Source organism: Rhodococcus sp. no. 34, assembly GCF_054589475.1.
In genome coordinates this window covers 176,326-188,736 of sequence record NZ_BAAILK010000047.1, presented here as the reverse complement: position 1 = coordinate 188,736, position 12,411 = coordinate 176,326, and the positions used below count along the sequence as shown (strand labels likewise).

14 protein-coding genes are annotated in these 12,411 nt (G+C 60.8%); 4 read left to right on the top strand and 10 right to left on the bottom strand.

Annotation, left to right across the window (positions count from 1 at the left end):
• The first annotated feature begins 132 nt into the window (after positions 1 to 132).
• Positions 133 to 1,422, top strand: a complete 1,290-nt coding sequence (gene tgt, locus ACYP01_RS26575) for a tRNA guanosine(34) transglycosylase Tgt (protein ID WP_030535742.1) — start codon at positions 133 to 135, stop codon at positions 1,420 to 1,422.
• Here tgt and ACYP01_RS26570 read toward each other — a convergent pair.
• From ACYP01_RS26570 to ACYP01_RS26560, 3 genes are all read right to left on the bottom strand, one after another.
• A complete protein-coding gene (locus tag ACYP01_RS26570; RefSeq protein WP_030535741.1) occupies positions 1,413 to 2,147 on the bottom strand; it encodes a queuosine precursor transporter in 735 nt (244 codons plus the stop codon). The genes tgt and ACYP01_RS26570 overlap by 10 nt on opposite strands.
• A gap of 117 nt (positions 2,148 to 2,264) precedes the next feature.
• Positions 2,265 to 3,230 (bottom strand): DUF2189 domain-containing protein, encoded by a 966-nt coding sequence (locus tag ACYP01_RS26565; RefSeq protein ID WP_223304518.1) that lies wholly within the window; start codon positions 3,228 to 3,230, stop codon positions 2,265 to 2,267.
• A gap of 8 nt (positions 3,231 to 3,238) precedes the next feature.
• Complete coding sequence (locus tag ACYP01_RS26560; RefSeq protein WP_346772466.1) at positions 3,239 to 3,958, bottom strand: RDD family protein; 720 nt, start codon at positions 3,956 to 3,958, stop codon at positions 3,239 to 3,241.
• Between the two features lie 130 nt (positions 3,959 to 4,088).
• On the opposite strand from ACYP01_RS26560, the gene ACYP01_RS26555 reads away from it, so the two are divergent.
• On the top strand, positions 4,089 to 4,742 hold the full coding sequence (locus ACYP01_RS26555) for a DUF4190 domain-containing protein (RefSeq protein WP_047271551.1): 654 nt from the start codon (positions 4,089 to 4,091) through the stop codon (positions 4,740 to 4,742).
• 12 nt (positions 4,743 to 4,754) lie between these two features.
• Here ACYP01_RS26555 and ACYP01_RS26550 read toward each other — a convergent pair whose 3' ends face one another.
• From ACYP01_RS26550 to ACYP01_RS26525, 6 genes are all read right to left on the bottom strand, one after another.
• On the bottom strand, positions 4,755 to 5,495 hold the full coding sequence (locus ACYP01_RS26550) for an EAL domain-containing protein (protein WP_003943863.1): 741 nt from the start codon (positions 5,493 to 5,495) through the stop codon (positions 4,755 to 4,757).
• 255 nt (positions 5,496 to 5,750) lie between these two features.
• A complete protein-coding gene (gene gluQRS, locus ACYP01_RS26545) occupies positions 5,751 to 6,647 on the bottom strand; it encodes a tRNA glutamyl-Q(34) synthetase GluQRS (protein ID WP_042447725.1) in 897 nt (298 codons plus the stop codon).
• A gap of 1 nt (position 6,648) precedes the next feature.
• Positions 6,649 to 7,257 carry a TetR/AcrR family transcriptional regulator gene (locus tag ACYP01_RS26540; RefSeq protein WP_019746515.1) on the bottom strand — a complete coding sequence of 203 codons (609 nt, stop codon included), beginning with the start codon at positions 7,255 to 7,257 and terminating at the stop codon, positions 6,649 to 6,651.
• 51 nt (positions 7,258 to 7,308) lie between these two features.
• Entirely contained in the window at positions 7,309 to 7,869 is a 561-nt protein-coding gene (locus ACYP01_RS26535; protein ID WP_003943871.1) for a TIGR03086 family metal-binding protein, read from the bottom strand.
• Between the two features lie 51 nt (positions 7,870 to 7,920).
• Complete coding sequence (locus tag ACYP01_RS26530; protein ID WP_459683117.1) at positions 7,921 to 8,592, bottom strand: Lrp/AsnC family transcriptional regulator; 672 nt, start codon at positions 8,590 to 8,592, stop codon at positions 7,921 to 7,923.
• A gap of 9 nt (positions 8,593 to 8,601) precedes the next feature.
• Positions 8,602 to 8,988: an Lrp/AsnC family transcriptional regulator gene (locus ACYP01_RS26525; protein WP_459683116.1), complete on the bottom strand. Its 387-nt coding sequence runs from the start codon at positions 8,986 to 8,988 to the stop codon at positions 8,602 to 8,604.
• 111 nt (positions 8,989 to 9,099) lie between these two features.
• Here ACYP01_RS26525 and argE point away from each other — a divergent pair, with 111 nt between their 5' ends.
• Both argE and ACYP01_RS26515 read left to right on the top strand, forming a co-directional pair.
• Positions 9,100 to 10,287: an acetylornithine deacetylase gene (argE, locus tag ACYP01_RS26520; RefSeq protein WP_459683115.1), complete on the top strand. Its 1,188-nt coding sequence runs from the start codon at positions 9,100 to 9,102 to the stop codon at positions 10,285 to 10,287.
• 26 nt (positions 10,288 to 10,313) lie between these two features.
• Complete coding sequence (locus ACYP01_RS26515; RefSeq protein ID WP_030535736.1) at positions 10,314 to 11,603, top strand: MFS transporter; 1,290 nt, start codon at positions 10,314 to 10,316, stop codon at positions 11,601 to 11,603.
• A 22-nt stretch (positions 11,604 to 11,625) separates the two neighbouring features.
• Here the strand turns inward: ACYP01_RS26515 and ACYP01_RS26510 are convergent, their stop codons facing one another.
• The gene (locus ACYP01_RS26510) at positions 11,626 to 12,405 is read right to left on the bottom strand and encodes a helix-turn-helix domain-containing protein (RefSeq protein WP_459683114.1); all 780 of its coding nucleotides are present in this window, start codon (positions 12,403 to 12,405) and stop codon (positions 11,626 to 11,628) included.
• Positions 12,406 to 12,411: the final 6 nt, after the last annotated feature.

The following is a 12,411-nucleotide window of genomic DNA, read 5'->3' as shown; positions in this document are numbered from 1 at the left end:
AAGTATGGTGGGGACCCTCACGCGGCGGTACCGCTCGGGTTCGGTCAGTAGACCAATGTCGGATGCTGATCGCGTAGGAACTTTCTTCGCTGTGATCACGGCGATATTTGCTCCTGTGACAGGATTGAGCCCGTGACTTCTGCAGTACCGACACCGCCCGAGCCCGTCGTCGACAAGCGTCCCGAGTCGATCTTCACGATAGGGACCAGGCTCGAGGACCGGCTCGGACGCACCGGAACCATCCACACACCGCACGGCGATATCGCGACGCCGTCGTTCGTGGCTGTCGGAACCAAGGCCACGGTCAAGGCCGTGCTGCCCGAGTCCATGAAGGAACTCGGTGCGCAGTCGTTGCTCGCCAATGCGTACCACCTGTACCTGCAGCCGGGCCCCGACATCGTCGACGAGGCCGGGGGGCTGGGCAAGTTCATGAACTGGGACGGCCCCACCTTCACCGACAGCGGCGGCTTCCAGGTGATGTCTCTTGGCGTCGGGTTCAAGAAGGTGCTCGCGATGGAGGCCGTCGGCGTGCAGTCCGACGACGTCATCGCAAAGGGCAAAGAGCGTCTGGCGACGGTCGACGACGAGGGCGTGACGTTCAAATCGCACCTCGACGGCAGCAAGCATCGCTTCACCCCCGAGGTGTCGATGCAGATTCAGCATCAGCTCGGCGCCGACATCATGTTCGCGTTCGACGAGCTCACCACGTTGCTCAACACCCGCGGCTATCAGGAGCGATCGGTCGAGCGCACGCAGGCCTGGGCGATCCGCTGTATCAATGAACACGAGAAGCTCACCGCCGAACGCGCTGACAAGCCCTATCAGGCTCTCTTCGGCGTGATTCAAGGCGCGCAATACGAAGATCTACGTCGTCAAGCCTGCCGCGGACTCGAGTCGATCGAAGGCGAGAACGGATACGGCTTCGACGGCTATGGCATCGGCGGCGCCCTCGAGAAGCAGAACCTCGGAACGATCGTGCGTTGGTGTAACGAGGAACTACCCGAGAACAAGCCGCGTCATATGCTCGGCATCAGTGAACCGGACGACTTCTTCGTCGCAATCGAGAACGGCGCGGACACTTTCGACTGCGTCAACCCGTCGCGTGTTGCTCGCAATGCTGCGATTTACGTCCGCTCCGGCAGGTTCAACATCAACACCAGCCGATTCCGTCGTGACTTCACGCCTATCGACGACGAGTGCGATTGCTACACGTGCGCCAATTACACCCGCGCGTACATCCATCACCTCTTCAAGGCGAAGGAAATGCTCGCGTCGACGCTTTGCACCATCCACAACGAGCGATTCACCGTGAAGTTGGTCGACGACATCCGAGCCAGCATCGAAGGCGGGTATTTCCACGACTTCAAGGCTGACATGCTCGGAAAGTTCTACGCGGCGAAGACGCCTGCACCTCAGGCGTAGGTCGGTTCGCGCTTCTTCACGTATGCGATGACGCGGTAGGTGATCGGCATGACCAGAACCTCGACAAGCGTCTTCCACAGGAAGCCGACCAGCACGTAGTTGATGAAGTCTTCCCATGTGCTGATGCCGATGACACCGGCCGCTATGGAACAGAAGATGAGGGTATCGGCGAATTCGCCGACGACGGTCGAGCCGATCAGCCGCGCCCACAGGTGCTTCTCCTGCATGCGCTTTTTCATCATGACCAGGACCAGGGAGTTCAGCAACTGGCCGACGAGGTAGGCGGCCAAGCCCGCGACCAGTAGCCGGGGAATGACACCGACCACGGTTTCGAGGGCGGCCTGGTTCTCGTAGAACTCTGCCGACGGGAGTTGCACTGCAATCCAGAAGCACGCAGCGGCAAGAATCAGTGCGCCGAAGCCCAGGTAGATCGCGCGTCGGGTCGCTTTGAAGCCGTAGACCTCGCTGAGCACGTCACCGAGGACGTAGGCGAGCGGGAACAAGAAGAATCCACCATCGGTGATGATGGGCAGAATCTGCAAGGGACCGAGCGAGAAGTCGGAATCCGCAAAGAAGGCGACCCCCTTGGTCGCCGCCACGTTCGAGATCAGCAGCGTTGCGGTGAAGAGCGCGACGATCGTCGGGTAATAACCCCGGCTGACGTGCGCAAATTTGGTTTCGTGGGTCGATTCGTCTTGCTGATCCTGAGCTGTCACGTCCGTCATCCAAGCACCACAAGGCGCTCGGATGCGAGTTGGCGACCGTCCAGTTGCGCAGAACACACCGAAGGCCCTGCGGTTTCACGTGGAACCGCAGGGCCTTCGGTGATGCAAACGAACGGATCAGGCAGCTACATGGCCGCCGGTCAGCACGCGGTATGCGTAGGTGCTGGCGATCAACGCGACGGGCGCCGTCACCAGAAGACCGATTCCACACAGCAGCGCACCGACGATGTTGATACCGATCAGAGCGAGCGCCAGCAGGACCAACGTTCCGACGTTCGACGAGGTCAACGCGTAACTCGATTTGATGCCCGAAATCGCATCCTGATTCTTGTCCACGATGAAGGTCAGCGTGTAGTAGAGCAGGAACGCCGCGATGATGCCGGGAATGATGCAGAGAGCCAAACCGACGTAAGTTGCCACTGCTACCAGGAAACCGCCGAGAACAACTGCGCCGATGTTGGTGAATTGGAAGAAGGTGCCGAAAGCCGGCTTGATTCCATCCAATTCGCTCAACGCTCCACGAAGGAATGCGGCTTGGATGATGTAGCCGACGATAGCGGTGACCAATCCACCCACGATCGACAGCGCGCTGAATTCGGTATTGGTGTAGTCGAAACCGTTGAAAGCGCCCTGGATCAGTCCGGCGATCAAGAACGCGATGATCGAGATTCCGATCCAAACCAATGCGTTGTCTTTGAACTTGTTCCAGCCGTAGGTAATTGCCGCACCCACAGAAAGCTGCGGTCCACCGAATCCTGCGCCGTAGTCGTTGGCGGGCGGCGGTGGGAAGTTACCGCCTCCGGGAGGTGGCGGGTATCCACCGGGCGGTGGGTAGTTGCCACCGGGAGGGGGATAGCTTCCACCCTGGGGAGGCGGCGGATATCCACCTGGCGGCGGGTAATTGCCACCTTGAGGAGGTGGGGGGTATCCACCAGGCGGCGGGTAGCTTCCGCCCTGCGGAGGCCCCGCCGGCGGGGGATAGCTCCCAGGAGGAGGCGTTCCCTGCTGGCCGTAGGGATCCTGGGGCGGGAATTGCTTTCCGTCCTCGGGATTCTGGTTGGGGTCGTGCCCACCGGTTGTCATATGCGCACCTAACCCTTGACTACCTGAGTTCCACCAGCGAGCTCGTCATGCTTGCCCTGCTTGGTGGGGCTGTTGTTGATGGTGACCGCGATGACGATGTAGGCGACCAACGCGAGGATTCCGCCGATGATCGGAATGATCGAGAGCAACGTGAAGGCGTTGCGAATCGCAGACTGCTGGACGGAGGGGCGAGGTGCGCCACCCGGACCGTGTACTGAAAGGCCCAGAATCATCTTTCCCAAAGTCCGACCCTGCGTTACTTCCATTGCGATGAAGTAAGCGAAGGTCAGAATTCCCGAGAACAGTCCCGAGACCAGAATCAAGCTGTCGGAGTCACTGACCAATAGAGCCAGAACCGCGGCGATGACGCCGACGATGATGCCGTCGATGATGCGGGCACCGAGTCGAATCCACAGATCGCCCGGCTGAGCACCCGAAGGCAGCCGGTTTCCTCCGCCGTACGCACCTTGGTCGTTGAACTGCGGAGGCGGCGGGAAGTTTCCGCCCTGGGGCGGCGGCGGGTATCCACCGGGAGGCGGGTAGTTGCCACCCTGAGGGGGCGGGAAGTTTCCGCCCTGCGGGGGCGGGTAGCTTCCGCCTTGCGGGGGGCCGGCGGGAGGGGGGTAACTTCCGGGAGGAGGTGTTCCCTGCTGGCCATATGGATCCTGGGGTGGGAATTGCTTCCCGCCTTCTGGATTCTGGTTGGGGTCGTACCCACCGGTTGTCATGTGTTCCCCTCAGTCGTAAATATCGCGCTCGAGTGTGACAGTGGATATGACCCTACTGGGATCAAAGAGCGATGTGGATGACATCTGCTCACTTGGATTCGGAGGTCACCTGTGGTTTAGGCTGCGTTGTATGACGAGTTCCGGGGGCAACAACGACGATTCTTCGAGCGATTACCAGGCAAAACCTGGGTACGGAGAATTTCCGAGCCTGCCTCCTGAGGGGTACGGCGTGTCCCCGTCCGAAACGCAGTCTTCACCTGAAGTTCCCGGATATACCACTCCCAACGAGCAGTACCCGGGTTATCCACCGCCGTCGTACAACCCGCCCGGTAATAACCCCCAGCCGGGCGGAATCGGTGAACCGAACCCGTACCTGCCGCCGCAGAATTTCGGACCGCAGAATCAATATCAGCAGAATCAATATCAGCAATCCGGACAATACGGACAAGCTCAATACGGACAGCCTCAGTACGGCCAACCTCCGAACCCGTACGGTCAACCGAATCAATTCGCGGGTGGGTACGCACCGCCGATGCAGCCGGTCGGCACCAATGGTCTCGCAATTGCATCGCTGGTTGTATCGCTTGCGGGTGGTTGCTTCTACAGTCTCGGCGGAATCGTCGGAATCATTCTGGGAATTGTCGCGCTCAATCAGATCAAGCAGACAGGTCAACAGGGGCGCGGGCTTGCGATAGCCGGAATTGCGGTCGGTGCGGCCTTCTTGGCAATTTTTGCCGTGATTCTCGTGGTCGCACTCATAGCGAGTGCATCGTCGTCGTACTGAAGTGGCGAGCGCTCACACGGGAGTGACGACGGACGACGCAGGAAGTGGCTTGCCGAAGTAATAGCCCTGGCCCATGTCGCAGCCGGCCCGCAAGACGTTGGCTGCGTGTTCCGCGGTTTCGACGCCCTCTGCGATCGAATCAAGCCCTAGCTTTCGAGCGATGTCGGCGATGGACTCCATGACCATGAAGGCACGGTCTCCAGCACGACCCGCTGCGCTGACGGCCCAGGTCAAGGATTGGTCGATCTTGAGAATGTCGAGCGGCAATTCCGACAATGCGGAGAAAGACGCGAAGCCCGCCCCGAAATCATCCAGCGCGATTCGAATTCCCTCGTTGTGCAAGACGTGAAGAGTCTCGGCGGCATGCCGGCCTACGACGCCGAGTTCGGTGACTTCCACGATTATTCTGCTCAGTGGCGTTTGTGAACTGTCGAGCGCTCCGAGGATCTCGTGAGCGGCGTGCGGGGTAGCGAGTTGGCGAGGCGAAAAGTTGACCGCGACCATCATGTGCTCAGGCCACGACGCTGTTTGGGCACAAATCATTTCCAGAGCTTGTAGCCCGATGGGAATGATGAGCCCAGAGGATTCGGCGGAGCGCATGAAATCTTGAGGTTCGATCAACCCTCGCAGCGGATGGCGCCAACGCAAAAGAGCTTCATAGCTGATAATTGCTGACGAGTTCAGATTGACCTGGGGTTGATACAACACCTCGAATTGATGGTCGTCGAGTGCCTCGCGAAGCTCGCGGACCATGCGTATTCCTTTTCGTCCTGAGTCGCCCGTGCCGCACGTGCGTGTCAGCGTGGATGCTGCAAGTGGGTACTGTGGTCGGATTCCAGGTTCAGATCCCGGGCGTGGTTTTGCAGGAACAACTCGCCCTGAATTTCCTTCGCCAGTCTCGACCGTACTTCACTATTCGAGAATTGCCAACGAATAGCTATTGCGGACGGCTTTGTCATATCGGACAATCGTAGTTTTGTTCCGACGAGGCACCGATTGATACGTCACTTACTTCGCCGGGAAAATCCACGGGGTCCGGGGGATCTTGCGAGAGTCGAATCGATCCGCCAATTGGGGTGGTGTGACAACCTCGCCGGGTTCGGCGAGACCGATGCTCGACGCGATCATCGTCAGAACCTGCTCGGTACTGCGTCCGGCCTCGAGTTGATCTGCCAGAGTCACTGCGCCGTCGCGCTTCGCGAGTCGCTTGCCTTCACTGTTCAAGGCAAGAGGAACGTGGGCGTACGACGGTGGTTCGATGTCGAGCAGCTGGGCAAGGTATGCCTGACGTGGAGCCGAGGTCAGGAGGTCGTCGCCGCGAACCACCTGGTCGATGTTCTGTGCACCGTCGTCGACGACAACGGCAAGGTTGTAAGCGGGCACCCCGTCTCCGCGGAGCAGGACGACGTCGTCGACTGGTCCCGTCACCTCGCCGAACAGTTCGTCATGGACGGTGAACGAGTCGATGCCGGCCCGTAGCCTCAGCGCGGGAGATCGGCCACTTGCCGATTTCTCGGCGCGTTCGGCCTCCGAAAGGTTCCGACACGTGCCGGGGTAGGCGCCGTCTGGAGCATGGGGCGCTGACGGTGCCTGCAGGATCTCCTTGCGTGTGCAGAAGCAGGGATAGGTCAGGTCACGCTCGCGCAATTGGTCGATAGCCTTGTGGTACAAGGGAAGACGGTGTGACTGCAATACGACTGGGCCGTCCCACGTGAGGCCGAGCCTGCGCAGATCGTCGAGTTGTCGTTCCATCGCGCCGGGGCGGACACGGTCGAGATCCTCTACCCGAATGAGGAAGTCGCGCCCGCTGGTGCGGGCGAACAGCCAGGCCAGGAGGGCAGTCCGGAGGTTACCCAGATGGAGATCGCCGGACGGGCTCGGCGCGAAGCGTCCTGCTCCTTCCACGTCAGCTGGCGAGCCCGACGGAGGCGAGCGGGTTCTCGGCGTCGTGCAGGGTGAGGCGGATCTGGGTTTCCAAAGCGTGATCGAGGTACTGCGGCGGATACATGGCGGGGCTTCCGAGTGCGTCGAGTGCCAATCCATTGACGGTTGAAAGCAGAAGTGCCGCTCTGGTTTCCGCTTCCGGAGTTCCGATGCCGATCAGAACTGTCGAGATGCCGGTGCGGATTGTGAACAGGGTTGTCCGGCGAATTTCGGAGAGTGACTCACTGGTTGCGGCGCGCACGGCAAACGCGGCGAGCACATGCGCCTCACGCGTGCGTTGCTCGTCGAGGGGCAGGAGTTGCGAGAGCGCCTGGAACAGGGCGGTATGCGGGTCCGCGTCGGCGGACGATTCGGCCAGTCGCGTCAACAATCGATCGACGAGTGTTCGCAGTGCGAATGCGAACATCTCGTCCTTGGTCGAGAAATGATGTTGCACTGCGCCGATCGAGACACCCGCCCGTTTTGCGACCTCGCGAACGCTGGCATTTTCCAGTCCGGATTCCGCGGCGACATCGAACAATGCCGCCGCAAGCAGGTCTGGACTCGTGGAGGATTTTCGGCGTTCCGGCATACCGCGACATTACATGCGTATGGAAGTAATGCCCACGTCAGGGGTGCTTTTTCACGCCTTCCGGCCGAGGAAGGCAAGGAGTTTCGTCGCTTTGTCAGCGTTGTCCGGAACCTGTATTTCCGGGCCGCACACACCGCTCATGCGGATCGACTCGCCCAGGCCCGCGGCGATCTCCGACACCCACTCCACGTCCGCGTCTCGCATCGTCGTATCGGTGCCGGTTGCGGCCGCGAGGTCCCAACCGTGGATGACCAGATCGAAACACAAGAACCCTTCGACCGTGGCCCCGAGGTTGGTCCTGCCGAAGTGCCCGTCGTATTCCAGGGTGGACTTTGCCGGATCGTCCAGAATTTCCTGCATCGAATCGCGGACGGCCGCCCAGGCTGCCGACGGGTCGTCGTCGACCGACGGGCCGGGTGCCAATTCCAGGCCGACTACCTTGACCATGTCTCGTTCGCTGTCGAGCACGTGTCTCACCACGTCGCGGGCGGTCCAGCCCTCGCAGGGGGAAGCGTCGTCCCAGCGGTCGGCGGGTACGGCGTCGATCCGGGCCGTGAATCCGGCGGCCAGATCCCGATAACGCTGGGCGGGGGAGATCTCTGTTGAAGTCATGACAGCAATCCTTCTCCACCGCGGCGCGTCATGATTGATTATTTCGGACATTCACTCGATCTCCGGGGCTTCCGCCCAGATGTCCATCGGTACGACCCCGGCGCTCTTGCCTTCGTCATCGAGAAGTCGGCCCACCCTCTTCATCGATCGCAGCACCACTGACCTGTTCAGCACCACCAGGCCCGGTGCCTCTTGTGCGAGTTGTACTTCGGTAATGGGAGTTTCGCGAAGGGAGTGTGCGGCGATCGCGAGCAGTGTGTTGGCGCGCCCACCGGATATCCGCATGCACACTCGTGTTCCAGGCACTCGTTCCACCAGCGCACGAATCGTCGACCGGTCCGTGGGATCGACATATCCCCACACCCAGGTCACGAGGGGCCAGCCGGACAGCGGTAGAGACACGTCGCAGCGGAACACGATCTGGTTGCGCGACGTCAGTTCGGCAAGTCGCCGCCTGACCGTACTTTCGCTGAGGCCGGTACCGACCGTGAGCTCGGCAATCGAGGATCGACCGTCCTCGCCCAGCTTCAATATCAATTGGCGGTCGACCGCGTCGAAGGTCTTCCCGTGATGGCGCTGATCCGTCGGAGCATATTTGTAGCGCACAGGCCGGTCTGTCATCGTCGCCCGCTGCGCGGCATCGAGTACCTGCAATTTCCAGTCGTCTCCGATCGCGAAGACCTCGGTGACGAGGTGTGCACGCGAACTGACGATCCCGGGCACCGACGCGAGTCAGCGAAGCAGGAAACGCGACAGGAAAGCCATGTCTCTGACCTCGACGAGAAGAGTCAAGTCGCCTGGGCCGCTTGTGTGTTCGACGCTCAGCACGTGCGGCCAGCGGGCAAGTCGTTCTGCAATCGTCAACGCGCTCGAAGTCGTGCAGTCGACTTCGACAAAAGCCAGACACGATTCCGGACGGCCATGGCCGGTTGCCCTGGCAGAGACCCAGGCGGTGCCGGAATCCTGTAACCGCTGCCAGCGGCGAGCCACGGTAACCGGATCTACTTTGAGCGCGTCGCCAACCGTGCGCCACGACGCTCGCGGGTCGAGTTGCAGGCAATTGATCAGGGCGAGGTCGACGTCGTCCAGTACGGCGGAATCCTGCGTTTCTTCGATCATGGTGCAAGTATCGTGCATCTTCATTGTGTCTGGGATCACTTCATTCATGCTCGAAGGGCAGAACGCGGTGGCGAGTGCCCACCGCGTTCATGCTGTGAAAGGAGAAACCAGATGTCATCGACCACGTTGCCCGCTGTTCCGACCGAGAGAAGTCTCGAGTGGGTGCAACGCCTCATGGGAATCGATACGACGAGTGCCGTGAGCAATCGACCGTTGATCGATCTCATTGCGGCGGAACTACGTCGCCATGGGGTCGAGCCGATACTTGTTGCCGATGACGAGGGAACGAAGCTCAACTTGTTGGCAACGTTCACGCCTCCTGACGGAAGTACTGCCGGCGGTGTGATGTTCTCCGGCCATACAGACGTAGTGCCGGTCGACGATCAAGACTGGAGTAGCGACCCTTTCACGCCCGACGTTCGCGACGGAAGCCTGTACGGACGTGGCACGTGCGACATGAAGTCGTTCATCGGGATCGTCGTCGCTGCGATCCCCGACATCGTTGCTCGGCCGCTGGCGAAGCCGATTCACTTTGCATTCTCCTACGACGAGGAAGTCGGCTGCATCGGTGCGGCCGGGTTGGTCGAGGAGGTTGTTTCCCGGAACCTGTGCCCTGATGTGTGCGTCGTCGGAGAGCCGTCGGAGATGCGGGTCATTCGCGCACACAAGTCGATGAACGTCATACGTGTTGATCTGCATGGTGTTTCGGCGCACTCGTCGCTCACTCCGCAAGGAGTCAACGCGATCGAATACGGCGCGGAGTTGATTCGATTCGTCAGAAGCGCGGCCGACGAGCTCCGTGCGTCCGGCCCGTACGACGACGCATTCGACGTGGCCTGGACGACGTGTTCGGTCAATCTCGTATCCGGCGGGATCGCAGTGAACACTGTCCCCGAGGATTGCTCCATCACTTTCGAATTCAGGAGCATCAGCTCAGCTGGCGCCGCAGATTTGCTCGAACGCTTTGCCGCCGAGGCGAATCGGATCGAAAACCTGATGCAGGAAGAAAACCCGTCAGCCTCCGTGACGATGCACGTGTCGGCCTCGGTCCCTCCCCTGGAGACGGATGCGAATGCTTCGGCGGCCGCACTGGTCGAACAATGGGGTGGTCGGGCATCGGACGAAAAGGTCGCGTACGCCACCGAGGCCGGGATGTTCGCGACTATCGGTATCCCCACTGTCGTGTGTGGGCCGGGAAGCATCACTCAGGCGCATGCACCTGACGAGTACGTGACACTTGACCAATTGGCACAGTGCGAGCAGTTCGTTCGGAACGTCATCGCTCACGCCCGCGCCTGACCCACCCTGACCCCCTAAGGAAAACCATGTCCACGGCAACTACGCCAACCTCCGGAACAGTCACCCCGGAACGCCTGGCCGCTGCTCGCAAGGCGGTGATCAGCAGTTCGCTCGGCGCTGCGCTCGAATGGTTCGACGTCATCGTCTACGCATCATTCGCAGTGGTGATCGCCCATAACTTCTTTCCCGGCGGCGACAACACGCTCGGTTTGATACTGACGTTCGCGACGTTCGCGATCTCGTACGTCATCCGGCCGCTTGGCGGGATGGTTCTCGGAAGCTATGCCGACCGTCGCGGGCGCAAGAACGCCTTGACGTTGACGATGATGCTGATGATGATCGGCACGCTCATCATGGCCGTGGCGCCGACGACCTCGATGATCGGACCGTGGGCCGGCGTCGTCATCCTTGTCTCACGTCTCATTCAAGGATTCTCCGCCGGCGGTGAATTCGGTACTGCTACAACCTTCCTCGTGGAGACTGCGCCACACAAGAAGGCGTTCTACTCTTCCTGGCAAGTTGCCAGCCAGGGTGCCTCGGTTTTCCTGGCATCGCTGTTCGGATACGTGCTCAACACCCACCTTTCGCATGAAGCGCTCTACTCGTGGGGCTGGCGCGTTCCGTTCTTCTTCGGCATCATCGTCGGGCCGGTCGGACTCTATATCCGTGCCAAGCTTGACGAAACGGACGATTTCAAGACGAGCGTCCCGGAAAGGGCTCCGCTGAAGACGACGCTGACCAGGCATCTCGGCCGGGTGCTGACCGGTGCCGCAGTAGTGGGCGTCGCGACGATCTCGATCTACCTCATCTTGTACATGCCGACGTTTGCCGTGAAGAACCTCGGAGTTTCCGCCTCGGCCGGCTATCTCGGCGGCATCGTCGCCGGACTGGTCACCTTGATCACCGTGCCGTTGATCGGGCATCTTGCAGACCGGGTCGGACCGGCGAGAGTTATGACCTGGGCCGCCGTTGCGGCAATCGTCTTGGCCTGGCCGCTCTTCAAATTGATGGTCGATCACCCGTCGACTCTGACCCTCGTCCTGGTTGTTTCGGTCCTGGGTGTCATCATGGCGTTTGCCTTCGGTCCCTTGCCCGCCCTGATGAGTTCGCTGTTCCCGGCAGAGATCCGGGCTACCGGAATGTCATTGTCGTACAACCTCGGAGTGACTTTGCTCGGCGGAATCGCGCCGTTGGTCTTGACCTGGTTGATCAGTACAACAGGCTCGCTCGACGCCCCGAGTTACTACTACATGACCGTCGCAGTTCTTTCCCTCGGTGGGCTGTGGTCGGCAAGGACGCTTTTCAGCCAGAAGTGACGGCGGGGGAGCGCGGTCGGGATTACGCGACCGCGTCTCCCTCCGCCAGCGCGACAACGGTATCCGACCCGTGCCAGTCGGGGGCTTGGGTGCGGAGTAGAGCCGCCGGGGTCAGCGACGAGATTCGGCGGCATTCACGGGTCAAGTGGGCCTGATCGCTGAATCCGCAGTGCGCTGCGGATTCAGCGAGTCCCAGCGCGGGTCGACTGCGAGCGAGCGCCATGAAGCGCTGGAGGCGCAGGATCGAGCGCAGCGTTGCCGGGCCGTATCCGAAGGCGTCGTTGCATCGACGTTGGAGTTGGCGCGAAGTCAGTGCCGCCGCGTCGGCGAGAGAGCTGACATTCCACGAATGTTCGGACAGTGCGGTGCGAACTTGGTTGATCACCGGATCGTGACGGAAACTCGAACTTACCCAACTCCGAACAGCGCTTTCGAGGATGGAGACCTGTTCGTGGTCTTCGGAATTTTCCAAGCGGTTCAACAGTATTCGTTCCGTGCGTGCGTCGGTTACATCGCTGAGATCGGCGCGAGAATCCCGAAGCTCGGACGCCGAGGTTCGCAACATCGGCGATGCCGATCCAGGGCGGAATCGAACACCCACGGAGCGTGTTCCGGGCGGAAGAGTGAATGACCATGCAGCGGTTTCGGGGCCACAGACGCGTATGCCGACGCCGCGTATCCACAGCACGTCCATGCAAGCATCGGGCACGAGGAGGTGTTCTCCTTCTGCGCACGCCGTCCAGCCACACACCAGGATGTCGGAGAGATCCGGGGCGACCGATTGTGGTGTGTACCAACCCATGACAAG

Excerpts from the sequence above, each read along its gene's own strand:
- ACYP01_RS26570 (WP_030535741.1), bottom strand. The coding sequence starts at position 2,147 with ATGACGGACGTGACAGCTCAGGATCAGCAAGACGAATCGACCCACGAA.
- ACYP01_RS26565 (WP_223304518.1), bottom strand. The coding sequence starts at position 3,230 with ATGACAACCGGTGGGCACGACCCCAACCAGAATCCCGAGGACGGAAAG.
- ACYP01_RS26560 (WP_346772466.1), bottom strand. The coding sequence starts at position 3,958 with ATGACAACCGGTGGGTACGACCCCAACCAGAATCCAGAAGGCGGGAAG.
- ACYP01_RS26555 (WP_047271551.1), top strand. The coding sequence starts at position 4,089 with ATGACGAGTTCCGGGGGCAACAACGACGATTCTTCGAGCGATTACCAG.
- ACYP01_RS26550 (WP_003943863.1), bottom strand. The coding sequence starts at position 5,495 with ATGGTCCGCGAGCTTCGCGAGGCACTCGACGACCATCAATTCGAGGTG.
- ACYP01_RS26540 (WP_019746515.1), bottom strand. The coding sequence starts at position 7,257 with ATGCCGGAACGCCGAAAATCCTCCACGAGTCCAGACCTGCTTGCGGCG.
- ACYP01_RS26535 (WP_003943871.1), bottom strand. The coding sequence starts at position 7,869 with ATGACTTCAACAGAGATCTCCCCCGCCCAGCGTTATCGGGATCTGGCC.
- ACYP01_RS26525 (WP_459683116.1), bottom strand. The coding sequence starts at position 8,988 with ATGATCGAAGAAACGCAGGATTCCGCCGTACTGGACGACGTCGACCTC.
- argE (WP_459683115.1), top strand. The coding sequence starts at position 9,100 with ATGTCATCGACCACGTTGCCCGCTGTTCCGACCGAGAGAAGTCTCGAG.
- ACYP01_RS26515 (WP_030535736.1), top strand. The coding sequence starts at position 10,314 with ATGTCCACGGCAACTACGCCAACCTCCGGAACAGTCACCCCGGAACGC.
- ACYP01_RS26510 (WP_459683114.1), bottom strand. The coding sequence starts at position 12,405 with ATGGGTTGGTACACACCACAATCGGTCGCCCCGGATCTCTCCGACATC.